The organism is Microbacterium sp. NPDC055455, from assembly GCF_053619935.1.
The window spans coordinates 1-26,286 of record NZ_JBSHLB010000009.1; the positions used below are offsets into that span (position 1 = coordinate 1).

General features: G+C 72.5%; 19 protein-coding genes and 1 pseudogene. 7 read left to right on the forward strand and 13 right to left on the reverse strand.

The window, feature by feature from the left end; genetic code table 11:
- Positions 1-181 (reverse strand): annotated as a pseudogene (locus ACWGUG_RS17310) (hypothetical protein); the annotation flags it as partial.
- Between the two features lie 102 nt (positions 182-283).
- Entirely contained in the window at positions 284-1,804 is a 1,521-nt protein-coding gene (locus ACWGUG_RS17315; protein WP_452325344.1) for a DEAD/DEAH box helicase, read from the reverse strand.
- Positions 1,805-2,022: 218 nt separating this feature from the next.
- Between ACWGUG_RS17315 and ACWGUG_RS17320 the strand changes: the two genes are divergently transcribed.
- Positions 2,023-2,736 (forward strand): ferritin-like fold-containing protein, encoded by a 714-nt coding sequence (locus ACWGUG_RS17320; RefSeq protein ID WP_336396776.1) that lies wholly within the window; start codon positions 2,023-2,025, stop codon positions 2,734-2,736.
- Positions 2,737-2,763: 27 nt separating this feature from the next.
- Here the strand turns inward: ACWGUG_RS17320 and ACWGUG_RS17325 are convergent, their stop codons facing one another.
- The gene (locus ACWGUG_RS17325) at positions 2,764-3,054 is read right to left on the reverse strand and encodes a hypothetical protein (protein ID WP_336396777.1); all 291 of its coding nucleotides are present in this window, start codon (positions 3,052-3,054) and stop codon (positions 2,764-2,766) included.
- A 13-nt stretch (positions 3,055-3,067) separates the two neighbouring features.
- Positions 3,068-3,292, reverse strand: coding sequence for a DUF3107 domain-containing protein (locus ACWGUG_RS17330; protein ID WP_045296833.1), 225 nt, complete (start codon positions 3,290-3,292; stop codon positions 3,068-3,070).
- Between the two features lie 157 nt (positions 3,293-3,449).
- On the opposite strand from ACWGUG_RS17330, the gene ACWGUG_RS17335 reads away from it, so the two are divergent.
- Together ACWGUG_RS17335 and ACWGUG_RS17340 are read left to right on the forward strand one after the other, a co-directional pair.
- Positions 3,450-6,638: an ATP-dependent helicase gene (locus ACWGUG_RS17335; protein WP_452325345.1), complete on the forward strand. Its 3,189-nt coding sequence runs from the start codon at positions 3,450-3,452 to the stop codon at positions 6,636-6,638.
- A 2-nt stretch (positions 6,639-6,640) separates the two neighbouring features.
- On the forward strand, positions 6,641-9,997 hold the full coding sequence (locus tag ACWGUG_RS17340; protein ID WP_452325402.1) for a UvrD-helicase domain-containing protein: 3,357 nt from the start codon (positions 6,641-6,643) through the stop codon (positions 9,995-9,997).
- Positions 9,998-10,030: 33 nt separating this feature from the next.
- Here the strand turns inward: ACWGUG_RS17340 and ACWGUG_RS17345 are convergent, their stop codons facing one another.
- Entirely contained in the window at positions 10,031-11,320 is a 1,290-nt protein-coding gene (locus ACWGUG_RS17345) for a phosphotransferase (RefSeq protein WP_452325346.1), read from the reverse strand.
- A gap of 77 nt (positions 11,321-11,397) precedes the next feature.
- Here ACWGUG_RS17345 and nudC point away from each other — a divergent pair, with 77 nt between their 5' ends.
- Positions 11,398-12,312, forward strand: coding sequence for an NAD(+) diphosphatase (gene nudC, locus ACWGUG_RS17350; RefSeq protein ID WP_452325347.1), 915 nt, complete (start codon positions 11,398-11,400; stop codon positions 12,310-12,312).
- Entirely contained in the window at positions 12,309-14,087 is a 1,779-nt protein-coding gene (locus tag ACWGUG_RS17355; protein ID WP_452325348.1) for an ATP-dependent helicase, read from the forward strand. The genes nudC and ACWGUG_RS17355 overlap by 4 nt, the downstream gene beginning before the upstream one ends.
- Positions 14,088-14,856: 769 nt before the next feature.
- Here the strand turns inward: ACWGUG_RS17355 and ACWGUG_RS17360 are convergent.
- Entirely contained in the window at positions 14,857-16,257 is a 1,401-nt protein-coding gene (locus ACWGUG_RS17360; protein ID WP_452325349.1) for a zinc-dependent metalloprotease, read from the reverse strand.
- 144 nt (positions 16,258-16,401) lie between these two features.
- Here ACWGUG_RS17360 and ACWGUG_RS17365 point away from each other — a divergent pair, with 144 nt between their 5' ends.
- Both ACWGUG_RS17365 and ACWGUG_RS17370 read left to right on the forward strand, forming a co-directional pair.
- Positions 16,402-17,526 carry a YlbL family protein gene (locus ACWGUG_RS17365; protein WP_336396783.1) on the forward strand — a complete coding sequence of 375 codons (1,125 nt, stop codon included), beginning with the start codon at positions 16,402-16,404 and terminating at the stop codon, positions 17,524-17,526.
- Between the two features lie 95 nt (positions 17,527-17,621).
- Positions 17,622-20,528 carry a UPF0182 family membrane protein gene (locus tag ACWGUG_RS17370; protein ID WP_452325350.1) on the forward strand — a complete coding sequence of 969 codons (2,907 nt, stop codon included), beginning with the start codon at positions 17,622-17,624 and terminating at the stop codon, positions 20,526-20,528.
- A 42-nt stretch (positions 20,529-20,570) separates the two neighbouring features.
- Here ACWGUG_RS17370 and ACWGUG_RS17375 read toward each other — a convergent pair whose 3' ends face one another.
- From ACWGUG_RS17375 to idi, 7 genes are read right to left on the reverse strand one after another with little or no spacing between them, the layout of a single operon-like run.
- Entirely contained in the window at positions 20,571-21,464 is an 894-nt protein-coding gene (locus tag ACWGUG_RS17375; RefSeq protein ID WP_336396785.1) for a prenyltransferase, read from the reverse strand.
- Entirely contained in the window at positions 21,461-21,784 is a 324-nt protein-coding gene (locus ACWGUG_RS17380; RefSeq protein ID WP_452325351.1) for a lycopene cyclase domain-containing protein, read from the reverse strand. The genes ACWGUG_RS17375 and ACWGUG_RS17380 overlap by 4 nt, the downstream gene beginning before the upstream one ends.
- Entirely contained in the window at positions 21,781-22,134 is a 354-nt protein-coding gene (locus ACWGUG_RS17385; protein WP_452325352.1) for a lycopene cyclase domain-containing protein, read from the reverse strand. The genes ACWGUG_RS17380 and ACWGUG_RS17385 overlap by 4 nt, the downstream gene beginning before the upstream one ends.
- A 2-nt stretch (positions 22,135-22,136) precedes the next feature.
- Positions 22,137-23,702: a phytoene desaturase family protein gene (gene crtI / locus ACWGUG_RS17390; RefSeq protein ID WP_452325353.1), complete on the reverse strand. Its 1,566-nt coding sequence runs from the start codon at positions 23,700-23,702 to the stop codon at positions 22,137-22,139.
- Positions 23,699-24,580: a phytoene/squalene synthase family protein gene (locus ACWGUG_RS17395; protein WP_452325354.1), complete on the reverse strand. Its 882-nt coding sequence runs from the start codon at positions 24,578-24,580 to the stop codon at positions 23,699-23,701. Before ACWGUG_RS17395 ends, crtI begins: the two co-directional genes overlap by 4 nt.
- Positions 24,577-25,632 (reverse strand): polyprenyl synthetase family protein, encoded by a 1,056-nt coding sequence (locus ACWGUG_RS17400; RefSeq protein WP_336396790.1) that lies wholly within the window; start codon positions 25,630-25,632, stop codon positions 24,577-24,579. Before ACWGUG_RS17400 ends, ACWGUG_RS17395 begins: the two co-directional genes overlap by 4 nt.
- Positions 25,629-26,180 carry an isopentenyl-diphosphate Delta-isomerase gene (idi, locus tag ACWGUG_RS17405; protein ID WP_336396791.1) on the reverse strand — a complete coding sequence of 184 codons (552 nt, stop codon included), beginning with the start codon at positions 26,178-26,180 and terminating at the stop codon, positions 25,629-25,631. The genes ACWGUG_RS17400 and idi overlap by 4 nt, the downstream gene beginning before the upstream one ends.
- Between the last annotated feature and the right edge of the window lie 106 nt (positions 26,181-26,286).

Below are 26,286 nucleotides of genomic sequence, written 5' to 3' on the forward strand. Positions count from 1 at the left end.
GGAAGAAGACCCACACGGCCTTCCACCACCCGCTCAGCTTGTGGTCACGGAAGAGGTCGGAGATGATCGCGAACAGCGCGAACAGGTACGCCACGAAGATGAAGGCCCACAGGAACCACCAGATGAGGTCCCAGAAGGAACCCCAGAAGCCCTGGTATTCGACGGTTTCGAAGAATCGCACGATCGTGCCTTTCTGACGGGGACGACGGCGCCCCTGCGCCGTCAGCGCTCACGATAGCGCGCCCTCGCGGGCCTCGTGGGCCCCGTGGGTAACGATCCGAGATCAGGCGTTCGCTGCGGGCGCCTGACCCGAGCGGGGCCCGCGGCGCCGACGGCGTCGCCGCGGCGACGGGTTGCCGTCGTGATGCTCCTTGCCGCCGCCGTCGTGCGTCCCGCCGCCCTCCGACGAGCGATCGGCGTCGCCGCTCTGCGCGGCGTGGTCCCGCGACGTCTTGGCGCCGTCCCCGTCGCTCTCGAACGTCGAGCCGACACGCTCGTCCTGGCCGCCCGAGCGACGCCGGCGACGCCGGCGCGCGGGTGCCTGCCCGTTCGTCTCGACCTCGGCGGCGGCATCCGCAGCCCTCTCGGGCTGGACGCGGACGGCCTGGGTCTTCGGGGCGGTCACGATGCGCCCCTTCGTGCCGGCCGGGATGTCGAGATCGGTGAACAGATGCGGGCTCGACGAGTAGGTCTCGACGGGCTCGGGCTGACCGAACTCGAGCGCGCGGTTGATGAGGGCCCACTTGTGCAGGTCGTCCCAGTCCACGAACGTCACGGCGATGCCGGTCTTGCCGGCACGGCCGGTGCGACCCGCGCGGTGCAGGTAGGCCTTCTCGTCGTCGGGGATCGTGTGGTTGATGACGTGGGTGACGTCGTCGACGTCGATGCCGCGCGCGGCGACGTCCGTCGCGATGAGCACGTCCTTCTTGCCGGCCTTGAAGCCCGCCATCGAGCGCTCGCGCGCCTCCTGGCTCATGTCGCCGTGCACCGCGCCGGCGTTGAAGCCGCGGTCGCTGAGCTCGTCGACGAGCTTCTGGGCGGCCCGCTTCGTGCGCGTGAAGATCACGGTCTTGCCCCGACCGTCGGCCTGCAGGATCCGGGCGATGACCTCGTCCTTGTCGAGCGAGTGCGCCCGGTACACGAGGTGGCGGATGTTCGCCTGCGTGAGGCCCTCGTCGGGGTCCGTCGCACGGATGTGGATCGGGTTGGACATGAACCGCCGCGCGAGCGCGACGATCGGACCGGGCATGGTCGCGGAGAAGAGCTGCGTGTGACGGACCGCCGGGACCTTCGAGAAGATCTTCTCGATGTCGGGGAGGAAGCCGAGGTCGAGCATCTTGTCGGCCTCGTCGAGGACCACCTCGGTGGCGTTCGAGAGGTCCAGCAGGCGCTGATTGTTGAGGTCGATCAGGCGACCGGGGGTGCCCACCACGATCTGGGCGCCCGCCTTCAGCTGGTCGATCTGGCCCTCGTACGCCTTGCCGCCGTAGATGGCCACGACGCTCGTCGAGCGGTTCGAGGTCAGCATGTCCATGTCCTCGTAGACCTGGACGGCCAGTTCGCGCGTAGGCACCACGATGAGCGCCTTCACGCCGTGGGCCGGGTCCGGGCCCAGGCGCTGCACCACGGGGATGCCGAAGCCGAAGGTCTTGCCGGTGCCGGTCTTGGCCTGGCCGATGATGTCCTGGCCGGGCAGGCCGAGGGGGATCGTCTGCTCCTGGATGGGGAACGCGTCGACGATGCCCTTCGCAGTGAGGGTGTCGACGATGTCCTGATCGACGCCGAGTTCGGCGAAGGTCGTCACGATGTGTGCCTGTCCGGCAGTGGGATGCTGCCTGGGTTGGTGTCGCCCGGGCGCGGTTACCGGCCTCGTCGAGGCCGCCGCGCGGGCGGAAGTGCGGTCCACGCCCTTCTTTCCCACAGGCGCGGGCGCCCCGATCCGACGCCGGGGACGACACCCACGATACCCGAGGTGCCCCGCGAGGCACGCTTTCGGGCGCGCGCCCTCGTAGGCTTTCGTGCATGGTCAAGTGGTTCTGGGAGCGCCGCGACACGGGGCGCAAGCTCCAGCTCCGCTCGCGAGACGAGCTCAGCGGCGCGAATCGCGTCGACTTCGAGGAGCTGGCGCCCGACATCGACACGTTCCTGGGTCAGGCGGCGTATCTGCAGCTCGGCTTCTTCGAGACGCTGACCGAGCAGATCCAGACGATCCCCGAGCTCGCCGAGAAGGAGGCCGTCTCGCGGGCCGCCGGCGCGGCCCTGACCAAGCACGAGGCGCTCGTTGCGCTCATCAGGGAGCGGGGCGACGACCCCACTGAGATCATGCGCCCCTTCCGTGAGCCGCTGGACGCCTTCCGCGCCGCGACGCACGGCGTGCGGCCGCAGGAGACGCTGCTGTCCGTGCACATCACCGCCGGCATGCTGGACGACTTCTACCTCGCACTGTCGGCCAGCTACGGCGAGACCGGGGACCGCGTCGCGCGCATCCTGCTGGCGGACTCCGATCGTCAGGCGATCGTCGAGCTGATCGCCGAGACCATCTCCAGCGACCCGGAGTGGCGCTCGCTGCTGGCGCTGTGGGGCCGCCGTCTGGTCGGGGACACGCTGCTGATCGCACGCGCAGCGCTGCGGCCCACCCCGCGCGGGCTCGCTGCACAGGAGAAGGTCGAACCGGTCTTCACCGAGCTGATGGCCGCGCACTCGCGGCGCATGGACGCCATGGGCCTGGCTGCCTGACGACGGCGCCGGCGGCGAGGCGGCGGCTCAGCCGATGCCGAGGCGGGCCTTCTCGCGGACGTCGTGCTGCACGCGGGCGCGCGACACCGCGATGATGGCGGGATACGTCACGACGATCGGGACGACCAGCGCCGCCAGCCACGGCCACGGGGTGTCGATGCCCACACCGAGCCAGGTGAGGATCGCCCACGCCGCGCCGGCGGAGACCGCGCCGATCATCGGCGCGAGCGCGACGCCGCGTGTCAGGCGCTGGTGCAGCTGGAAGTGGATGCCGGTGCCGATGACCGCGCCGAGGATGAAGGCGATGAGGATCTGCACGCCGGGCTCCGGATCAGGCGACGAAGCCGACGCGCCGCGACTCCTCGGAGCCGAGCTCGATGTACGCCAGCCCCGCGGTGGGGACGATGTACGAGTTGCCCTTCGCATCGGCGAACGTGACGTGCGTGGCGCCGGCGTCGAGCGCTGCGGCGACGGACTTCTTCACGTCGGCCGCCGGCTCGTTCGTCTCGAAGTTGAGCTCGCGGCCGGTGTTCGCGATGCCGATGCGGATCTCCACGTGACTGACCTCCTGCGCGGGGCGACGGTTGCTCGCTGAAAGGCTCAGGGCTCCCCGGGCGCATGGCAACTCTACGACACGCGCGCGGGGCATCCGCCGTCGCCGAAACGCTCTGAGCGAACGGTCGGATGTCGGTCGCACGCGTTACCGTCGAGGCATGGTCTCGGGAGGCGGTGAGCGCGGGGCGCTCCCATTCGACGCGCAGCAGCGCGCGGTGATCGCGCTGCCCGCCACCGCCTCGGGTGTCGTCGTCGGGGCACCGGGCACCGGCAAGACGGCGACCCTGGTGGCCCGCGTCGCGGCGCTCGTCGACGCCGGCGCCGACCCCGACTCGCTGCTGGTGCTCACGCCGTCGCGGCAGACCGCCACGGCGCTGCGCGACCGCCTCGGACTGGCCGTCCGGGTGGCTACGAGCGGACCGCTGGCGCGGTCGGTCGCCTCCTACGCGTTCCAGATCGTCCGGGCGCACGCGGTGGCGGTCGACGCCGACCCGCCGCAGCTGCTCACCGGCGGCGACGAGGATCAGATCATCCGCGACCTCCTCGAGGGCGACGAAGAGGACGAGGCCGCCGGTGCGGCGCGCTGGCCCGACTGGCTCGGTCCGGCGATCCGCGGCACGGCGGGCTTCCGCACCGAGGTGCGGACGTTCCTGGCCGAGTGCACGACGCTCGGCATCGATCCGCGTCGGCTGCGCGACCTCGGCGAGCGCCACGAGCTGCCGGCGTGGGTGGCGCTGTCCTCCTTCTTCGCCGAGTACCTGCAGGTGCGCGACGGCATGCGCGGTGCGCATCGCGATGCCGCCGGCCTCGTCCGCGAGGCCGTGGGGCTCCTGCGCACCGCCCCCGCCGGCACACCGGCCGTCGACCGGGTCCGGGTGGTGCTCGTCGACGACGCGCAGGAGCTGACGCTCGGGGGCGTCGAGCTGCTCGAAGCGGTGCGCGCACGCGGCGCCGCCGTGCTGGCCTTCGGCGACCCCGACGTCGGCTCGGGGTCGTTCCGCGGCGCGACGCCGGAGAACTTCGCCCGCCTGGCGGGCTCGCTGGGCGAGGTGCACGTGCTGTCGGAGGGCCACCGCGGAACACCGTGGCAGCGTGTGCTCGTCGACCGGGTGACCGAGCGCATCGGGGCCGTCGGCGTGGTCTCGCACCGGCGCACGGGAGCCGACGGCGAGCCCGACGGATCGGTGCGCGCCCTGACGCTGCGCTCCCCGGCCGAGGAGTACGACGCGATCGCCCGGCTGCTGCGGGAGCGGCACGTCCACGACGGCGTGCCGTGGCACGCGTGCGCCGTGATCGCGCACGACACCCGGCAGGTCTCCGCCCTGGAGGCCGAGCTGTCCGCGCGCGAGGTGCCGGCGCGGGCCGGCGGTCCCGGGCGCGCGCTCGGCAGCGTCCGGCCCGTCGCCGATCTGCTTCGCCTGATCGAGCTGGCGGCCCAGGACGAATGGGTGTTCGAGGACGTGTCCGCCGCGCTCGTCGGGACCTACGGCCGGCTGGACGTCATCGAGCTGCGGCGGCTGCGCTCGGTGCTCCGTCACGCGGAGCTGCGGCTGGCGGTCGATCCGGCGCACGATTCCGCGCAACCCGAGCGCTCCGGGCGGGACCTGATCCTCTCCGCCATGCGCCGGCCGATCGAGTTCGACGTGCTCGACACGCGGGAGGCGCGCCGCGCGGCCTCCCTCGCGCGCACCCTCGCCGTCCTGCGCGACGACCTCGAGCGCGGTGCGACCGCCCACGAGCTGCTGTGGACCGCGTGGGACAGGAGCGGTCTCGAGCGCGCCTGGTCCGAGCTCGCCCGCGGGAACGGACCGCTCGCCGAGCAGGCGAACCGCGACCTCGACGCGCTCGTCGCCCTCTTCCAGGCGGCCAAGCGCTTCGTCGAGCGATCGCTGGACGCCGATCCGCGCGTCTTCGTCCGGTCGATCCTCGACAGCGGCGTCGCCGAGGACCGCCTCGAGGCTCCGACGCGCGCCGACAGCGTCCGCGTGATGACACCCGCCGGTGCGCTGGGCCTCGAGTTCGACACGGTCGTCATCGCCGGCGTCCAGGACGCGGTGTGGCCCAACACCCGCCTGCGGGGCAGCCTGCTCGACACCTGGCGCCTCGCCGATGCGGCCAGCCGCGCCGACGGCGAGGCGATCGGCACATTCGACCGGCGCCGGGCCGCGATGCACGACGAGCTGCGCCTCCTGGCGCGGGCCCTGTCGCGCGCCACCGCCCTGACGATCGTCACGGCCGTCGACGACGACGACACCGGTCCGAGCGTCTTCTTCGAGCTGCTGCCGGATCCCGAGCCGCTCGACCTCGATCACCCGGTCTCACTGCGAGGCCTGGTCGCACGCCACCGCCGCACGCTCACCACGGCCGGCATGCGCGGTCTCGTCCCGGCGCAGCCGGTGCCCGCTCAGAGCGTCGGGTCGGTGGCGCGGGCGGCCGAGCAGCTCGCGCTGCTGGCCGATGCCGGCGTCCCCGGCGCGGCGCCACGCGAGTGGTACGGCATCGCCGCGCCCACCTCGACGGGCGCGCTGCGCGACCTGGAGCGCGAGGACGTGCGGGTGTCGCCGTCGCGGCTGCACGCGCTGGAGGAGTGCGAGCTCAACTGGGTCATCGGCGATCTGGGCGGCGACCCGGGCAGCACGACGGCCGGTCTCGGCACGATCATCCACGCGGCGCTCGAGCATGCGACCGGCAGCGATGAGACATCGCTCTGGGCCGAGGTCGAGGCGCGCTGGGGGGAGCTGACCTTCGAGGCGGCGTGGCAGGACCGCGCCGAGCAGACCCGCGCCCGCGACCTCGTGCGAAGGCTGCACCTGTACCTGCGCCGCTTCGAGGACTCCGGCGGCACCCTCATCGGCGCCGAGCCGCACTTCGAGGTCGACATCCCCCTCGACGACGACGCCCGCCCCGTCGGCGGCGACCCGCACCGCGTCGTGCTGTCGGGGTACATCGACCGCGTCGAGCTGACCCCCGAGGGCAGCGTCGTCATCCTCGACCTGAAGACCGGCAAGCGCGAGCCGCAGACCGATGCCAAGGTGCTCGACAACCCGCAGCTGGCGGCCTATCAGCTCGCCTTCGAGGCGGGGGCGATCCCCGCGGCGAGCGGCCATGCCCCGGGAGGCGCGAAGCTGCTGGTCCTGCGGCCCACGGCCACCAAGGCCGACTACGCCACGCCCTGGCAGCCGCCGTTCGACGACGAACGGCGCGACGCGTTCCTCGGTCGCATCCGCGCGGCGGTCTCGGTCATGCGCGGCGAGTCGTTCACCGCGCCGTACGAGGAGCACTGCCGCGACGAGCACGCGTACGGCCTCTGCCGCATCCACACCATCGGTGCGGTGAGCGCGTCGTGACGATGATCGACCCGCCCACCGCCGCGGCGACGGCGCCCGCCGGAACCACCACCACGCCTCGCCTCCCCGCACGGGTCATCGCCGCGGCGCTCGGCCAGTTCCCGCCCACGGACGAGCAGACCGCGGTGATCGAGGCGCCGCTGGCTCCGGCGCTCGTCGTCGCGGGCGGGGGCAGCGGCAAGACCGAGACCATGGCGGCCCGCGTGGTCTGGCTGGTCGCCAACGGCATCGTGCGGCGCGACGAGGTCCTCGGCCTCACCTTCACGCGCAAGGCGGCGGGCGAGCTCGCCGAGCGGATCCAGAAGCGCCTCGCGCGCCTGGCCGAGTTCGAGCGTCGCGGCCTGCTTCCGGCTCTTCCGGCGCTCGCCGAGGCCGGGCGCCTCGACGTCTTCGGCGAGCTCGAGCGATCGGGCGTCGAGGGCGCCCGCGCCACCGCCGAGCGGCACCGTCTGCTGGATGCGCTCGCGAGTTCGGTCGGCGCCCAGGCCCAGTCGTCGGCCGAGGACGCGCTCCTGCACCGCCCCACCGTCGCCACCTACAACAGCTTCGCGGATCAGATCGTGCGCGAGCATGCGCTGCGGATCGGACGGGATGCCGAGGCCGCCGTCCTCTCGGAGTCCGCGGCGTGGCTCCTCATGCGGCGGGTCGTCTTCGCCTCCGACGACCCTCGCCTCGAGGTGCGGGCGGAGGCCGTGCGCACGATCGTCGATGCGGCGCTGCGCATCGCGCGCGACGGCGTCGACAACCTCGTCGACTTCGACGAACTGGCCGCCTTCCCGGCGCTTTTCCAGGCCGTGCGCGATCTGCCGTCGACGAACAAGCGCACGACGGTGTACGCCGACGTCGCCGAGGCCGTCGAGAAGGTCGGCGCGCTCTCGCTGCTGTCCGACCTCGCCCGCGAGTACGCCGCAGAGAAGCGGCGTCTCGGCGTCATCGACTTCTCAGACCAGGTGGCGGGCGCGCTCGAGGTGGTGGCCAGTCACCGCGCCGTCGCCGACGAGCTGCGCGAACGCTATCGTGTCGTGCTGCTGGACGAGTATCAGGACACCTCGGTCGTGCAGACCGACCTCCTGGCCGCTCTCTTCGCCGGCACGGGCGTCATGGCCGTCGGCGACCCGCACCAGGCCATCTACGGGTGGCGGGGCGCGAGCGCCGGCAACCTCGGCGGCTTTCCCGCGGCGTTCTCGCCGGATGCCCCGTGCGCCCGGTACTCGCTGCTGACGAGCTGGCGCAACAGCGCGTCGGTGCTGGCCGCGGCCAACGCCGTGCTTGCGCCGCTCGCGGCATCGGCGTCGGTGCCCGTGCATGAGCTCCGCGCGCGTCCCGGCGCGCCCGGCGGGCTGGTCGAGCTCGGTTTCGAGGCCGACCTCGACACCGAGGCCGACCGGGTCGCGGAGTGGTTCGCCCGCGTCCGCGCCGAGCGAGCGCAGGCAGGCCTCGCCACCACCGGTGCGATCCTGTTCCGCAGCAAGAAGCACATGGTGCGGTTCGGCGACGCGCTGGGGCGCCGCGGGATCCCGCACCGCATCCTGGGGCTCGGGGGACTGCTCTCCACCCCGGAGGTGGTCGACGTCGTCTGCGCGCTGCGGGTGATCAGCGACCCCTCGGCCGGCTCCGCCCTCATCCGGCTGCTCAGCGGACCGCGGTGGTCGATCGGGCTGCCGGATCTGCGCGAGCTCGCCGCGCTCGCCCGTCGCCTGGCCCGCCACGATGCGTCCTTGCAGCCGCTCGCGCCCGAGGTGGTCGAACGCATCCGCGGCAGCGCCGGAGATGACGACGGCTCGCTCGTGGACGCGCTGGACTTCGTGCTGCGTCACAAGCCCGACCACGGCTGGCTGTCGGGGTTCACGCCCGACGCGAGGGAGCGGCTGCGCGATGCGGCGTCGGTGTTCGCGGGCCTCCGCCAGGCGACCGCGATGCCCATTCCCGAGCTGGTGCGGCTGATCGAGCTCGAGCTGAGGCTCGACATCGAGCTCGCGGCGAACGAGTCGCGAGGTCCTGCCCGCGTGGCTTCGGCGCAGCTGCGCGCGTTCGTCGACGAGGTGCACGCCTTCCTGGCGGCCGATGAGACGGGGTCCCTGTCGAGCCTGCTCGCGTGGCTCGACCACGCCGAGCAGCTGGACGAGTTCGCCCCGCGCACCGAGCCGCCCGAGGACGACGTGGTGCAGCTGCTGACGATCCACGGATCCAAGGGCCTCGAGTGGGATGCCGTCGCCGTGGTGCGCATGGTCAAGGACGAGCTGCCCAGCGCGCCGCGCGACACGAAGGCCTGGCTGGGCTTCGGCGTGCTGCCGTTCACGTTCCGCGGAGACTCCGCATGGCTTCCCGAGCTCGGGTGGCGGTCGGCGCAGACGCAGCAGGACCTGAAGGCGGCGATGGAGGCGTTCATCGAGGCGAACCGCGCGCGCCAGCTCGAGGAGGATCGTCGCCTGGCGTACGTCGCCGTCACCCGGGCACGCGAGCATCTGCTCCTCACGGGCGCCACGTGGTCGGGCACCAAGCGCCCTCGCGCCCGCAGCACGTTCTTCACCGAGATCGCCGCGGCACTGGGCGTGACCCTCTCCGACGACGAGCCGGGCGAAGATCCGTACCAGGGCGAGCGCCGGGTGCTCCAGTGGCCGATCGACCCGCTCGGGGCGCGGCGCGCCGCCGTCGTACAGGCGGCCTCGGCGGTCGACGACGCCGCCGCCGGGCCTCGCGCGGCGCTCGATCCGCAGGCGGCGCTGCTGCTGGCCGAGCGGGACGCCCGCCGCGCCCGCCCGATGCACACCGCCCCCACACGCATCGCCGCGTCACGCTACAAGGAGTACGTCGCCGACCTGGAGGGCACGCTCGCGAGCATCGCCCGCCCGATGCCCGAGCGCCCGTTCCGCCAGACGCGCCTGGGGACGCTCTTCCACGCGTGGGTCGAACAGCGGTCCGGTCGTGTGGGACTCGGCGGGTCCATCGACGACGCGCTCTGGGAGACGGACGACGAGGCGCCCGACACGGAGGCCTCCGTCGAGGACGCCGCGGCCCTCGACCGCCTGCGCGAGCGGTTCCTGGCCTCCGAGTGGGCGCCGCTGAAGCCGATCGAGGTCGAGACCGAGATCGATTTCGCGACCACCGGGCCCGACGGGCTGCCGCACATCGTCATCTGCAAGCTCGACGCCGTCTACCGGCGGGCCGATCGCGGCGGTCGCATCGAGATCGTGGATTGGAAGACGGGCGTGGCACCGCGCACCGCGGCCGAGAAGGACGAGCGGATGCTGCAGCTCGAGCTGTACCGGCAGGCGTACCACGCCAAGCACGGCGTCCCCCTCGAGGACATCGACGTCGCGCTCTACTACGTCGCCGAGGATGTCATCCTGCGCGGCTGAGAGCTACGGGCGAGTGCCGGGTCCGGACCGACGTCAGTCGGCGAGCCAGCGACGCAGCGCCGCCTCGGACGCGCGCTCCGCCTCCGCTGCGGCATCCAGGCCGTCCGCCGACCCCGACCCTGACCCTGACCCCGACTCGGCGCGCGCTCCCGCTGCCGCCGGCACCGGGAGCTGGATGGGTGCCGTCGACAGGTCGTCGGGACCGGCGTCGGGACCGGCGTCGGGACCGGCGTCCGCGTCGGTGTCGGGCCGGTCGACGTCGTCCGTCACCCACTGCGCGAGCTCTTCGGGATCGTAGGCGTCGGTGTGCATCGAGGTGTCGACGGTCGGCGCGGAGGCCTCGGGCATGCGCTCGAGCAGTGCGATCGCGTCGTCGACGCCGAGGCCCTCGCGGGGGACGATGTCGTCGGTCGAGACGCCTCCGGCGAGCGACTCGAGCAGATCCACCGCATCGGCGACGATGTCCTCGCGGCCCTCATCGTGGCCGTGCACGAGCCACTTGGCGAACTCCAGCTCGGCGTACAGGCGGGCGCGCTCGCGGGCGCGGGAGTCCGGTGCCCGGCCGCTCGCGGCGACGTACGAGGCGTAGACGTCCTCGGCCGCCTCAGGCGCCGAGGCCAGCCACTGCAGGTCCGTCGCGGGGTCGCCGATCGACAGGCCGTGCCACTCCAGCAGGCCGGTCACGGTCGGCACGCCGTCGAGATCCTCGAACAGGAAGGATGCAGCCCCGGCGCCGCCGAGCACGACGGCCGATTCGAAGCGCCACAGGTCGTCGGAGTCGACGGCGCGATGCCACCGCGCCGCGAGGCTCATGGGCAGCCGGCGCGTCGCCGTCGCCCGGTCGATGAGGCGCCCGGCATCGGCCCGCACCTGCTGCGGTGTCCGCGCGGGCAGCCCCTCGGTCTTCACGACGGAATGCGGAAGCGCGTGCAGGGCCGCCAGCGCGGCGCCGAGCGACGTCGCCGCTCCGCGGCCGGGAGGGAGGTGCACCGCATCGACCCGGTACCCGGGCAGGAAGTCGACGACGACGACGCGGCTGCCGCCGAGGCCCGTCTCGCCGAGCAGCTCCGGAGCGCGGAACGGGAGGAGGCCGCGCACGCCCGGCGTGAGGGCTCGCAGCGCCCGCGCCTCCGCGGCCAGCTCCTCGGCGGCCGACGCGGCAGCGGGAACCCGCACGACGACGCGCCGGCCGTCGTCGAGGTCTGCCACCGCGGTGTCGTAGCGACCGGTCGCTCCCTCGGTGAGCGCACCGACTCCCACGACCCCGACCCGCGGCAGAGCCGACGTGACGGACGCGGCTAGAGTGAGGGGTGAGCGTGCCATGTGCCCAGGGTAGGTCGGTCGCGCTCGTCCGTCCCCGCGCCACGCCCGGCCCAGATCGACGAAGCGGAGCATGTCCGATGACGGCGCCCGACAGCACCACACTTCCGCCGCCGGCCGGTCCAGGGCTCGACCGCGCGGCCGAAGAGCGGCTCGTACCGGGGCTGGTCGACGAGCTCCGGGCGGATGCCGCGACGCGGGTCCTCACGATCGCGGGCGACACCGCGCCGCTGGCCACGCCCGACGCGCTGCGGTGGGTGGTGCCGTCCGAGGTGCCGGCCGGCGCCGAATGGGCCTTCCTCGGCCGTGACGCCGACGGCGCCGCCCTGCTGGCGGCAGTGTTCCCGGCGCAGGAGGACGAGCTGTTCGCCACGGCGTCCGGCTGGGCCGCGCTCCGCGCCGTGGGCGGCGCGCTGTCGTCCCGCGACGCGAGCGCCTTCGTCGAGGCGCTGAGCCTCGGCCGATGGCTCCTCGACGCGCCCTTCTGCCCGGCGTGCGGCGCCCGCACCGACCTCGGCGATGCCGGCTGGTCGCGGCGGTGCCCGAACTGCGGTCGCCAGCACTTCCCCCGCACCGACCCCGCGGTGATCGTCGCCATCACGAGCGCCGAGGACCCCGACGCCCTGCTGCTCGGCTCGAACGCGCTGTGGGGTCCCGAGCGGTTCTCGTGCTTCGCCGGCTTCGTCGAGGCGGGGGAGTCGCTCGAGGCCGCGGTGCGGCGCGAGGTGTTCGAGGAGTCGGGGATCGCCGTCGGCGCGGTGACCTACTGCGGCTCCCAGGCCTGGCCGTACCCGCGGTCGCTCATGGTCGGCTTCCTCGCCACGGCGCGCGACGACGCTTCGGCGCGCGCGGACGGCGAGGAGATCGCCGCCGTCCGGTGGTTCACGCGCGACGAGATCGGGCGCGCGCTGGCCGGCGAGGGCGAGGTGGTCCTTCCGGGACGGGCGTCGATCGCGCACCGGCTCATCTCGGACTGGCACGCGGAGCGGGTATGAGCACCGGTGCCCTCGCCGGGCTCGACGACCGTCAGCTCGAGGCTGCGACGGCGCTCCGCGGGCCGGTCGTCGTGCTGGCCGGTGCCGGCACGGGCAAGACGCGCGTCATCACCCACCGCATCGCGCACGGCGTCGACACCGGCGCATACTCGCCACAGCGGGTGATGGCGGTCACCTTCACGACCAAGGCCGCCGGCGAGATGCGCGGGCGACTGCGGGCGATGGGTGTCAACGGCGTCGCCGCACGCACCTTCCACGCGGCGGCGCTCGCGCAGCTGAACTACTTCTGGCCGACGCTGGCGCGCGACACCGCGCCGGCGATCGTCGACAACAAGGTGCGTCTGCTCGCCCATGCGGCCGACGGCATCGGCCTCGATCCCGACGTGGCCACGCTCCGCGACGTCGCCTCCGAGATCGAGTGGCGCAAGGTCTCGATGATGGGCATCGACGACTACGCCGCCGCCCGTCCGGGCGGGGTGGGGCGCCTCTCCGTCGACCGGGTGGTCGCCCTGCAGCGCGCGTACGAGAAGCTCAAGGACGAGCGCCGGCAGCTCGACTTCGAGGACGTGCTGCTCGCCTGCGCCGGCATGCTCGAGGCCGAGCCCCAGGTCGCCAAGGCCGTGCGCGAGCAGTACCGCCACTTCACCGTCGACGAGTTCCAGGACGTCTCGCCGCTGCAGAACCGCCTGCTCGAGCTCTGGCTCGGCGACCGCCGGGACCTCTGCGTCGTCGGCGACGCGAGCCAGACGATCTACTCCTTCGCCGGGGCGGACGCACGCTTCCTCCTGGAGTTCCCGTCCCGGTACGAGGGCGCGCGCATGGTGCGCCTGGAGACGAACTACCGATCGGATGCCGCGATCCTCGCGGTCGCCAACGAGCTCATGCGCGGGCGGCCCGGTGCCCTCCACCTGGAGGCGGCGTCCTCTCGCGGCGACGCGACCGCGTCCGACGTCATCCCGACGGTGACCGCGTTCGAGGACGACCGCGCCGAGGCACGTGCCGTGGCCGCGCGGATCGCGGAGCAGATCGCCGGGGGCGCGGACCCTGGCCACATCGCCGTGCTCTACCGCTCCCATGCCCAGTCGGCGGAGCTCGTCGCCGCGCTGTCGGACGCCGGCATCGCGACGACGGTGCTCGGCGGCCGCCGGTTCTTCGACATGCCCGAGGTCCGGCAGGCGGTGATGGAGCTGCGGGCGGCGTCGATCGCTCCCATAGAGAGCGGCTTCGTCGACACGGTGCGCGACATCCTTCGCTCGCGGGGCCTCACCGACGAGCCTCCTGCCGCGGGCGGTGCGCTCCGCGACGCCTGGGAGGCGCGCGCGGCGCTCCTGCGCCTGGCGCAGGAAGCGCCCGCGGGCACCACCCTGCGCGCGTTCACCGACGAGCTCACCGCTCGCGCGAAGGTCCACGACGAGCCGGCTATGCGGACGGTCACCCTCGCGACGCTCCATGCGGCCAAAGGCCTGGAGTGGGATCACGTGCATCTCGTCGGAGTGGCCGAAGGGCTGCTGCCGATCTCGTACGCGACCACGTTCGAGCAGGTCGACGAGGAGCGCCGCCTCGCCTATGTCGGGATCACGCGGGCCGGGCGAACGCTGTCGCTGACCTGGTCTCGAGGGGTGCGGGAGCGGCAGCCGTCGCGCTTTCTCCGAGAGATCGGCAGCGGCAGTCTGCGTGCGGGCGGTGCGAGCGCACGGTCCGGTGCAGCGAGTCGCCGCGCAGCGCCACCGACCGCGTCCGGGGCGGCGCGGGGCTCTGCGCGCGCTCCGCGATGAGTCGCCCCGCGACGATGCCCGCCTCCCACAGCACCGCGGGTGCGACCTCGACCGGTCTTCCCAGCAGCTGAGCGGCGACGACCGGCCACGACGGGTCCTCGTCGCGACGGGCGGCCGCCACGCACGCGAGGCAGGCGGTGCGGCCGGGCACGACGAAAGGGCCGATCTCGGCGCCCGTGCCGGTGAGCGCGACGGGGACATGGGCGCGGTCGGCGGCCATGAGCGCCGCCGCGGAGCCAGGCGGAACGACGCGGTGGACGACCAGCAGCACGGCCGATCCCGGGGGAGAATCCGTCACCGCGTCGAAGCGGTGAGCGACGGCCACGTCGGCCCCCGCTGCCGAGACGCCCGCGGCGATCGCATCGCGCTGCTCGTCGGGAACGTGATCCTCGCACCGCACGGAGATCCGCGGGCGCGGCGGGGGATCCTTGGCCAGGCACCCTCGCAGCTGTGCGAGCAGGCGGCTCGCGGCGGCGGCGTCGGGCGCGCCCATCGCCTGCGCGAGGGGAGTGAAGGCGGAATCCGGGATGCCGCGCTCCAGCTCGCTCACCAGCCGCAGCATCCACGGCTCGGGGTCGGGAAGCACGGCGGCAGGCTCCGCGCCGAACTGGAGGACGGTGTCTGTCCGCCACACCGGCGGGTGCGAGGGGTCGAGGCGCAGCATGCCCTGATCCTGCCCGAGCGACGCGGCGCCCCGATGCCTGTCCACAGGCGCGGGCGGCGAACCGCCTCCGGCCGCGAGCCTGGGGAGGAGACGGTGCAGCCCGGCTCAGACCGGGCGGTGATCGTCCGGGGCGCTGCCCTCGTCGTCGCCGCGACCCTGTTCATCGAGTCCGTCGGCCTCGGGCACCTCGCCCGCCAGCAGGCGCGCGAGGGCGTCATCCAGTTCATCCCTCGCCGGCTCCTCGCCGCGGGCGCGGGCCTCCAGCCGTGCCACGAGCGCAGCCGGATCGTCGATGTCGGCGGCGCTCGGCATGAGGTCGGGGTAGTCCCACAGCGCGTCCCGGGCACTCGCGCCGACGGCATCCGTCACCGCACGCCACATCGCGGCGGCCTCGCGCATGCGGCGCGGCCGGATCTCGAGGCCCACCAGCGAGCCCAGCGCGCGCTCCGCCGGACCGCCTACGGCACGACGGCGGCGCACCGCCTCGGCGATCCGCTGCGCGGCAGGAAGGCGCGAGGTGGCGGTCTCGGTCACGACCTCGACCCACCCCTCGATGGTGGCGAGGAGATTCTCGAGGCGGGCCAGCGCCGCGTCCTGCGCTTCGGAGCGCGCGGGCAGCAGCGCGCCGCTCTCGATGGCGCTGCGCAGCTCGTCGGGATCGGACGGGTCGAAGCGCGACGCGAGGTCTTCGAGCGCGTCGGTGTCGACGTGCACGCCGCGCGCGAAGTCGGTGACCTGCGAGATGACGTGCAGCCGCAGCCAGCGGGCGTGGCGGAACAGTCGTGCGTGCGCGAGCTCCCGCGTCGCGACGTACAGGGCCAGCTGGTCTTCCGGCACCTCCAGGTCGCGGCCGAAGTCGGCGAAGTTCTGCGGCAGAATGGCGGCCTCGCCGTCGGGCATGAGCGGGATGCCCACGTCACCGCCGCTCACGACCTCCTTCGAGAGACTGCCGACGACCTGCCCGAGCTGCGAGGCGAACAGCGAGCCCCCGACGGTGCGCATGAGCCGTCCGGCGCCCTGCACCATCGCCTGCATGTCCTCGGGCGCCTGCTCGCTGAGCGCCGTCGTCAGAGCGTCGGCGATGCTCGTCGCGACGGGCTCCGCGAGCTCCTGCCACACCGGCAGCGTGGCCTCGACCCACCCGCCGCGGGTGATCGTCGCCGGGGGAGCGGGAAGCTCCGAGATCGTCGTCGCCTCGCTGAGCCACAGCGTCGCCAGCGAGAACGCCTGATCGAGGTCGGTGCGCTGGCCCGCGGTGACGCCCAGTCCCTCCTGGTTGGCGATGTGCAGCGCCTGGCGCTTGGCGAGGTCCCACGAGATGCCCTCGTCGGCGCCCGCGAACGCTCCCTGCAGCTGGCGCATGACGGCCTGCATCATGGCGGGGTCGATGTTCATCCCCGACAGCCGCGACAGCTGCTCGGCGTCGAGGTCGCCCGCGGCGCCGCCGAACAGCTGGCGCATGAGCTCCTGGAAGTCGTCCTCGGGACTGCGGTCGTCGTCTGCCACTTCAGTCGCCTTTCAGCCGGTCGGGACCCACGCGCTCTACGCTAGTCGCAGCATCCGTCGCACTCCCCGGCAGGGACCCCGTACGCCTTACGCCGGTCGCGAACGACCAGCGAATCCACCCAAGGCACGGAAGAGAGGTCCCGCGTGGCCCTGTTCGACGAGAACTCCACCATCGAGCCCGCCCCGCGGCAGCGCATGTCGCGGCGGACGGTCGCCGGTGTGTGGGCCCTCGCGGTGGCGATGGTGGCGCTGCTGGTCATCACCTTCCTGCCGACGTCGTACGTGATCCAGCAGCCGGGGCCGGTGTACAACACGCTGGGCACCGCCGAGAACTCCGACGGCGAAGAGGTCCCGCTGATCTCCGTCGAGGGCGCCGAGACCTTCCCGACGGACGGCTCCCTCGACCTCCTCACGGTGCAGGTGCAGGGCAACCGCGAGCAGACCCCGTCGTGGTTCGAGCTGGCGCTGGCGTGGTTCGACCCGACCAGGGCGGTGCTCCCGATCGACTCGATCTTCCCCGAGGACCAGACGACCGAGCAGCGCAACCAGGAGAGCGCCGCCATGATGATCGACTCGCAGCACGAGGCGACCGCGGCCGCGCTCACCGAGTTGGGGTACGACGTCGGCGGCCAGCTCGCCGTCTACTCCGTGATCGACGGCGCCGCCGCGGAGGGGCTGCTCGAGCAGGGCGACATCATCCTCGCCGCCGACGGCGAGGAGGTGACGGATGCCGCCACCCTGCGCCGTGTCATCAACGACGGCGAGGGCGCCGCCGTCGAGCTCCTCGTCGATCGGGCGGGCCAGGAGGAGACCGTGGAGGTGACGCCCGAGGAGACCGTGCTCGACGGCGAGGAGACGTGGCTCATCGGCGTGAACCTCACCACCGACTACGAGTTCCCCATCGACGTGACGATCCAGCTCAACAACGTCGGCGGTCCGAGCGCCGGCATGATGTTCGCGCTGGGGATCATCGACACCCTCACCCCCGGCGAGCTCAACGGCGGGCAGCAGGTCGCCGGCACCGGCACCATCTCGGCGGACGGCACCGTCGGACCCATCGGCGGCGTCCGGCAGAAGATGTGGGGCGCGGTGGATGCCGGGGCGGAGTGGTTCCTGTCCCCGGAGGCGAACTGCGACGAGGTCGTCGGGCACATCCCGGGTGATCTGCGCGTGTTCGCGGTCGAGGATCTCGACGACGCGATGGCGGTGCTCGACGCCGTTCGCGAGGACGGCGACCTGGACGCGCTGCCCACCTGCACCGCACGCTGACGCGCGGCGATCGTTCCCGAAACGTTGCGCGTTTCGGAGAGTTCGCCCAGGCAGGACTAGGCAGGGCCTGGGAATCCGCCGCCTAGGATGGGATCGTGACCACGACCTCGTCGCCGACTCCGGCCACACCTTCCCGCACCAGACGCGTCATCGCCATCACCCTCGCGGTCATCGCCGGACTCGTGGTGGCGTTCTTCGTCTTCGCAAGCCTCTACGCCGACTGGCTCTGGTACGACCAGCTGGGGTTCTCGGAGGTGCTGCTGACGCAGTGGATCGCGCGCGTGATCATGTTCGCGGTGGGCTTCCTCGGCATGGCGGTGCCGGTGTGGCTCGCCATCCAGCTCGCCTACCGCCTGCGTCCCGTGTACGCGCGGCTGAGCTCGCAGCTGGACCGGTACCAGGAGGTCGTCGAGCCGCTGCGACGCCTGGCGATGTGGGGCATCCCCGTCTTCTTCGGCTTCTTCGCCGGCTTCGCCGCGTCGGCGCAGTGGGAGACCACCTGGCTGTGGTTCAACGGCGTCGCCACCGAGACCACCGACCCGGAGTTCGGGCTGGACACCGGCTTCTACATGTTCGCGATGCCGTTCTGGACCGCGCTGGTGGGCTTCGCCTCGGCCGTGCTCCTGGTGTGCCTCCTCGTCACCGCCCTCGTGTCGTACCTGTACGGCTCGGTGCGCATCGGCCAGCGCGAGCTGCGCATCTCGAAGTCGGCGCGCATCCAGCTCGCCGTGATCGCCGGCCTCTACCTCCTCGTGCAGGGGGTGAGCCTGTGGCTCGACCGGTTCAAGACCCTCGTCGAGTCCGGTGCCGACGGGCGCATCACCGGCCCCGGCTACACCGGCGTCAACGCCATCATCCCCGGGCAGACGATCCTCGCGTTCGCGGCGGTCATCGTCGCGATCCTGTTCTTCGTGACGGCCATCATCGGCCGCTGGCGCTACCCGCTCATCGCGACGGCGCTGCTGGTCGTCTCGGCGATCGTCGTCGGCGTCGGCTACCCGTGGGTGGTCAACACGTTCCAGGTGCAGCCGAACCGGTTCACGCTGGAAGAGGAGTACTACCAGCGCAACGTCGACATGACCCACGAGGCTTATGGGGTCGCCGGTCTCGAGCAGCAGGACTTCACCGCGGTGACCGACGTCGCGGCCGGGCAGCTCCGCGACGACGCGGCCACGACAGCGCAGGTGCGGATCATGGACCCGGCGATCATCTCGCCGAACATCCGTCAGCTCGAGCAGTACCGCTCGTACTACCAGTTCGCCGATCCGCTCGACGTCGACCGCTACGCGATCGACGGCGTCTCCCAGGACACGATCGTGTCGGTGCGCGAGCTGAACCTCGACCAGCTCGGCAACGCGGCGGACTGGCAGAACTCCGCCGTCGTCTACACGCACGGCTACGGGCTCGTCGCCGCGAAGGGCAACGACCGCACCGGCGAAGGAGACCCGGTCTTCCTCGAGCGCGGCATCCCCGCCGCCGGCTTCCTCTCGGACCGCGAGAACTTCCAGCCCCGCGTCTACTTCGGCGAGTACTCGCCGCCGTATTCGATCGTGGGCGCCCCCGAGGGCGCTGATCCCGTCGAGCTCGACTACCCCTCGGGCGAGGACGGCTCGGGTGAGACGAAGACGACGTTCGACGGCGAGGGCGGACCGAGTCTCGGCAGCGTCTTCAACCGGCTCATCTACGCGCTGAAGTTCCAGGCCGAGCAGATCCTCTTCTCGGACTACGTCAACGAGGAGTCGCAGATCCTCTACGACCGCAATCCCCGCGATCGGGTGCAGAAGGTCGCGCCGTATCTGACGCTCGACAACGACGCGTACCCGAGCGTCGTGGACGGCCGCATCGTGTGGATCGTGGACGGCTACACGCTGAGCTCGAACTACCCGTACTCCTCGACGGTCAGCCTCACCTCGGCGATCTCGGACTCGTCCAACCCGGCGCCGCGCTTCGCGCTGGACGACATCAACTACATCCGCAACTCCGTCAAGGCGACCGTCGACGCGTACGACGGCTCGGTCACGCTGTACGCGTGGGACGAGGAGGACCCGGTGCTGCAGTCGTGGCAGAAGGTCTACCCCTCCACGATCAAGCCGATCGAGGACATGTCGGCCGAGCTGATCAGCCACGTGCGCTACCCGACCGACCTGTTCAAGGTGCAGCGCACCATCCTCGGCGTCTACCACGTCGACGACGCGCGCTCGTTCTACCAGAGCGACAACCGCTGGCAGACGCCCGCCGACCCGCAGGAGGAGACGCAGCTCCAGCCGCCGTACTACCTCACGATGCAGATGCCCGACCAGGACGAGCCGACGTACTCGATGTTCACGTCGTTCATCCCGGCGGCCACGGCCGGCAACGCGCGCAACGTCCTGATGGGCTATCTCGCCGTGGACTCCAACGCGGGCACCGAGGCCGGGGTCAAGAGCGAGGACTACGGCAAGCTCCGCATGCTCGTGATCGACGCCGACACCACCGTCCCCGGACCCGGACAGGTGCAGAACACCTTCAACTCCGACCCGCTGGTGTCGTCGCAGATCAACCTGCTCAAGCAGGGGCAGTCCGAGGTGCTCAACGGCAACCTGCTGACGCTTCCGGTGGGCGGCGGGCTGCTCTACGTGCAGCCGGTGTTCGTGCAGTCCTCGGCGGGGACGAAGCTGCCGAAGCTCCAGAAGGTGCTCGTCTCGTTCGGTGACGACATCGCGTTCGAGGACACCCTGAACGAGGCGCTGGACACGCTCTTCGGAGGCGACTCGGGAGCGGATGCCGGTGACACCGACGTGCAGCCGACGCCGGGAGCGACGCCCGCGCCGACACCGGCGCCGACGGAGCCCACGGACCCGGCCGAGCCGACCGACGAGTACCAGGCCGCCCTCCAGGAGGCGCAGCAGGCGATGCTCGACCGGCAGGCGGCGCTCGAGGCCGGCGACTGGGCCGCGTACGGCGCTGCCGACGAGCGCCTCACCGCCGCGGTGGACAGGCTGATCGAGCTCGGCACGCCGTAACCGCCACCTCGCTGCCACGCTGCCGCCGCGCGGGCCCGCAGGTCAGGCCGTGAGGACGGCGTACCAGATGAGCAGCAGCGTCACGAGGAACCCCGACAGCTGGTTGAGCCACAGGAACCGGCGCCAGCCGGCTGTCGCGGCCCCGGCGTCGGCGTCCGCGATCGAGCGGTACGGCCACACGGTGACGAGGTAGGGCACGGCCACCACGGCGGCGAGGGGACCCGGCCAGTCGGTCGCGAACATGACCAGGCCGGCTGCCGCGTAGCAGGCGAGCGCGAACCGCACCGTCCAGCGGGCACCCCGCGCCGTCGCGATCGAGGCGATGCCGGCCTCGCGGTCGGCCACGACGTCCTGCACGGCGCCGAAGGCGTGCGAGGCGACGCCCCACAGCGCGAACGCGACGATGAGGGCGACGAGGCCCGGTGTCCAGACGGCGCCGGCCAGGACCAGCCCGTAGACCGCGGGGGAGAAGAAGTGGATGCTGCTGGTCGCCGAGTCCAGGAACGGCCGCTCCTTCAGCCGCAGCGGCGGCGCGCTGTAGAAGACCACGAAGAACAGGCTCGCCGCCAGCACCGCCCAGGACGCCGGGTCGCCGATCGCGACGAGGTACACCACGAACGGCAGACACGACAGGCCTGCCGCCCAGAGGGTGATCCGGTGCAGCCGACGATCCAGCACGGCGCCGTGCGCGCCGCCCTTGCGGGGGTTGCGCAGGTCGGACTCGTAGTCGAAGACGTCGTTGATGCCGTACATCGCGAGGTTGTACGGCACGAGGAAGAAGAGCGTGCCGACGATGAGGGGCAGGTCGACCTGGCGCGTCGTCAGCAGATACGCCGCGGCGAACGGGTAGGCGGTGTTGATCCAGCTCACCGGCCGCGACGAGACGAACAGCTGCCGGGCCACGCCTGAGGCCCGCAGCGGCGCCGCCGCCGTCACGGGCGCACCTCCTGAGCCGCTCGCCGCGGTTGCGACAGGAGCACGAAGACGGCCGGCACGAGGAAGGCCGCGCACAGCGGGTACGCGAAGTCCTCGATCGGCGCGAGGCCGATCCGCACGCCGGAGATGAGGCCCTCGGGGTACGTGAAGAGCCCCGCGGCGATCATCACGTTGTCGAAGACGGCGGTCAGCGCGATGAGGACGGCGGCGGCGATGGCGGATGCCGTCATCCGGCGGCCGAACCCGGGCCGCGTTGCCGTCAGCAGCACGACGACGGCGGTCAACACCAGGAACGGGAGGTTCAGCAGCAGGTACGTCACGGCATGCCCTCCCTGCCGGAGGCGACGGCATCCGCTCTCCGCCGCTCGATCAGGCGCTGGGCGCCCGCCCACGCGACGAGCGCGAGGTAGCACAGGAAGGCGAGGAAGACGGGCTCCTCGAGCGGCAGATGGGGCGCGAGATCGATGCCCAGCAGCAGCGGGCTGTCGCCCTTGACGAACACGCCGACGGCGATCCCGACCGCATCCCACGCCAGGAAGAACGCCGTGCCGAGGAGCACCGCCGCGGCCGTCCGGCCGGGATGTCGCCATGCCGCAAGGCGCCAGCGGCGGTCGATCAGCAGGATGCCCGCTGCGGAGGCGAGGATGGCGGCGAGATAGATGCCGGGCACCCTCATACTCTCGCAGGTTCGGCGATCGGACCGGGGGATCGGTCGCCGCGGAGACGCTTGACCACGAGTTCCGCCGAGATCAGGCACATCGGCAGGCCGATGCCGGGGAGCGTCGATGCCCCGACGTACGCGAGACCGTCCACGGTTCGGGAGGCGTTCCGCGGCCGGAACACCGCGCTCTGTCCGAGCGTGTGCGCAAGGCCCAGGGCGTTGCCGCGCCAGGCCCCGAACTCGTCCGCGAAGTCGCCGGGAGCGACCGTGCGGCGCACGACGACGCGGCTCGCGAGGTCGGGGATGCCGCACCACGTCGCGATCTGGTCGACGACGCCCTCGGCGGCAGCCTCGATGCGCGCGTCGCCGTCGCCGTCGACGCCGCCGTGCCCGAGCGACGGGTCGGCCGGCACCGGGACGAGCACGAAGAGGTTCTCATGCCCCTCGGGTGCGACCGTGTCGTCGGTCGCGCTCGGTCGGCATACGTACACCGAGGCGGGGTCGGGGATCCGTGGGTGCGCGCCGAAGATGTCGTCGAAGTTGGCCCTCCAGTCGCGCGTGAACAGCAGCGTGTGGTGCGCGAGCTGGGGGAGGGATCCCGCCACGCCGAGCATCACCAGCAGCGCGCCCGGGCTGGGCGTGCGCGAGCCCCACCACTTCTCGGGATACGTCTGCTTCTCGGGAGGGAGCAGCCCGGTCTCGGTGTGGTGGAGGTCGGCGCCCGACACCACGAGGTCAGCCGTGAGGCGACGGCCGTCCGCCAGCTCCACGCCCGTGGCGCGGCGCCCCTCCGTCGTGATGGCGGCGACCCGCGCGCCGGTCTCGATCCCGACGCCGGCGGCCTCCGCCAGGCGCGTCACCGCGCGGATGATCTCGGTGAACCCGCCTCGCGGGTACAGCACGTGCTCGTCGAGGTCGAGGTGGCTCATCAGGTGGTACAGGCTCGGCACCCCGTACGGCGATCCGCCGAGGAACACCGCGGGGTACTCGAGGATCTGACGCAGCCGCGGGTCGGTGAACCTGCTGTCGACATGGCGTGCGAGCGTCCTCGTGAGCAGCGGCGCGAGGCGTGGCATCCGTCGCAGCAGGGCGGGGTCGCGCAGCCCCGCGGTCGTCTCGTACGTGTCGTAGAGGAACCGCGTCACGGCGAGGTCGTACGCGTCGGCGGCGGAGTCCAGGTACGCGTCCAGGCGCGCGCCCGCACCGGGCTCGACGCTCTCGAACAGGGCGGTGGCCGCCTCGCGTCCCGAGTGGACGTCCAGAGGTCCGAGCCCGGTCGCGGGATCGGAGTACACGCGGTACGCGGGATCCAGCGGCACGAGGTCCAGTTCGTCGGCGGCCGTGGTGCCGAGCAGCCGGAAGAAGTGATCGAAGACCTCCGGCATGAGGTACCAGCTCGGCCCGGTGTCGAAGCGGAAGCCGTCCTGCTCCCACGAGCCCGCGCGTCCGCCCAGCTCGTCACGCGCCTCGAGCAGGTGGACGCCCCAGCCGTCCGAGGCGAGCAGTGCCGCCGCGGCGAGGCCGCCGATGCCGCCGCCGATCACGATCGCGGTCCGCGACCCGTCGCTGGAAGTCATGCGCGCGCCTCCTTGGGAGCGAATCCGAGCAGGGCCCGGGCGGCCAGGCGGGCCTTGACGGCGTCGGGGACGCGGACGCGCCCCTCGCCGCCGTGCGCCGCCCGCAGGCGGCGTGCGAGCTCGGCGAAGAGATCGTGGGCGGCCGTGACGGCGCGCCGGCAGTCGGCCGGGAGCTCGGGGATCACGCCGGCCGCCGTCGCGAGGTCGGCGTCGATGCGGTCGAGGACCGCCGCGCGGTCGCCCGCGGGCGTCGACAGTCCGAGGTAGTCGCGACCGAGCCGCGTGCTGTCGTCGTCGAGGTCCCGCAGGAAGTTGACGTCCTGGAAGGCGGCCCCGAGCCGTCGGGCGCCGTCGACGAGCCGCGGCGGGGGAGCGACCGGATGCGGCGACCCGGCGTTCACGAACACCTGCAGGCACATCAGCCCGATCACCTCGGCCGAGCCGTACACGTACTCGTCGTGCGATGCCGCGTCGTGGCGCGAGACCTGGAGGTCGGCCCGCATGGAGGCGAAGAACGGGGTGATGAGATCGGCGCCGATGCCGCACTCGCGAGCCGTGCGGGCGAACGCGTGCAGGACCAGGTTCGTGCTGAATCCGCGGTCGATCGCCGCGAAGCACTCCTGCTCGAGCTGGTCGAGCACCGCGGCCGTCGCCTCGGGCGAGAGGCCGGCCTCCTGTGCGGGCCCGTCGACGACCTCGTCGGCCACGCGCGCCAGCGCGTAGACGTTCCGCACGTGCGGGCGCGGACGCGGACCCAGCATGCGGCACGCGAGTCCGAACGACGTCGAGTACCGGGCGATGACCGCGGCCGCCGCGTCCTGGGCCGTCCGGTCGTAGAGCGAGAGTCCGGTCGCCGCGGGCCTTCGGGAGGCCTTCACGGGATCCTTCCTTCGACCCGGTCGGCGAGGGTGCGCAGCAGCGCCCCCGCCCGCTCCGGCAATGCCGGATCGGCCGAGACCTCGCGGACGTCGTCCAGGGTGTCGGAGATGAGCGCGACGAGGCGGTCCCGCGCGCCGCTCGCCTCGAGCACGATCTGCGCCTCGCGCACCGCGACGGGGCCGGTTCGCGCGAGTGCGAGCGCGTGGTCGACGCCGGGCGCGGCATCCGTCTCGCGCGCCAGGGCGACCAGCGGCGTGCGCTTGGTCTCGCGCAGGTCGGGTCCGCAGTCGCGTCCGGTCTGCGCAGACGTGCCGAAGGCCCCGATGAGGTCATCGACCAGCTGGAAGGCCAGTCCGAGGCGTCCGCCGGCGTCGCCGAGCACACGCAGTGCGTCGGCGTCGGCTCCGCCGAGGAGCGCACCGGCCTGCAGCGGGGCGCGGAAGGAGTACACCGCCGTCTTGTTGAAGGCCGTGTCGAGGGTCTCGGAGCGCGAGGGGAAGGCGGACGTGACGCTGTTCTCGACATCGGCGAGCTCACCGGCCGCCGACACCAGGACGGCGTCGTCGAGGAGCGTGAGCAGCCGATCCTTCGTGGCGTCGTCGGTGTGCGCCATCGCCACGAGACGGAACGCCTCATGGAGGAGGATGTCGCCGGCCAGGATGGCGGCGGCGTCCCCGAGCAGGGCCGCGCCGTCGGCGCCGGCGCCGTGGGTGCGCCCGCGCTGACGGAACTCCCCGCCGACGTTGGGGACGCCGCGTCGCTCGATGTCGTGGTCGATCACGTCGTCGTGCACCACGAACGCGGTGTGCAGCAGCTCGAACGCGGCGGCGACCGAGAGCGCGGCCGAGGCGTTGGCGTCGCCGGAGCGGAACGCGTCGAACGACGCGGTCACCAGCGCGGGGCGCAGGCGCTTCCCGCCCTGGGTGGCGCGCGTGATGGCGTCGGCCAGGGCGCCGAAGCCTGGTCCGAGCTCTGCCGCGCGCTCCCGGATGCGCGTCAGTGACCCGTCGATCGCGATGCCGACGCCGGGATCCTCAGGTCCGATGATCATGACGCCCTTCGCTGACGTGCCGGCGAGTCGAAGAGATGCAGCTGCTGGGCCTGCAGCACGAGCCACGGGCTGAACGCCCACGGCGTGGCCTCGAGGGATGTCGCGAGGTCCCGGGGCTCGACCCAGCGTGCGTCGAGCGCCTCGAGGGGGTTGAGCACCGGCTCGTCGTCGGTGTGGGCGATGTAGACGGGGCAGACCTCGTGCTCGACGATGCCGTTCGCGTCCGTGGCGCGGTAGCGGAACAGGGGGAGTGCGACGCGGAGATCGCTGAGGGCGAGGCCCAGCTCGAAGTCGGCGTGCCGGCGGACGGCCGAGATGACCTGCTCGGCGGGCCGCGGGTGGCCGCAGAAGGAGTTCGTCCAGACGCCGGGCCACGTGCGCTTGGACAGCGCACGGCGCGTGATGAGCACCTTGCCCTCGCTGTTGAGCACGTGGCACGAGAAGGCCAGGTGAAGGGCGGTGTCGGGCCCGTGAACGCTAGACTTCGGGGCGGTTCCGATGGCTCGGCCCTCGTCGTCGAGCAGCACCACGTGGTCGGTGTCCGTCATCGGAAAGCTCCTCTCAATCGCTAGCTTAGCTAGCGAATTATTGAGTGTGATGCTACAACGGCATGGAGGTGACGTCCACGATGTCAGAGCGCTGGTTGCCACAGAC